The organism is Pseudomonas sp. AC463 (assembly GCF_979253585.1).
This window is the reverse complement of record NZ_CEEDDZ010000596.1, coordinates 1-273: the sequence shown is the minus strand read 5'-3', so window position 1 is coordinate 273 and position 273 is coordinate 1. Positions and strand designations below refer to the sequence as shown.

1 protein-coding gene is annotated in these 273 nt (G+C 62.3%); it reads left to right on the top strand.

All coding sequences use genetic code 11. The features are described 5' to 3' along the window. Positions 1-15 precede the first annotated feature (15 nt). Positions 16-273 (top strand): ATP-binding cassette domain-containing protein (locus AC0IYH_RS31590; RefSeq protein ID WP_471838190.1); only part of this gene is annotated, 258 nt, incomplete at its 3' end.

Here is a 273-nt window from a genome sequence, read left to right as displayed (position 1 = left end):
CACCAGGAGCTTGCGCTGGTGCCGCTGCTGTCCATTGCCGAGAACCTGTTTCTCGGTAACGAGATCGCCAGCAACGGCGTGATCGACTGGCCAGAGGTGTACCAGCGCACCGAGGTGCTGCTGAAGAAGGTCGGCCTCGACGAAATCGCCACCACCCCGGTCGAGAAACTCGGTGTCGGCAAGCAGCAACTGGTGGAGATCGCCAAGGCGCTGGCCAAGGACGTCAAACTGCTGATCCTCGATGAGCCCACTGCGGCCCTGCAGGAGAACGAC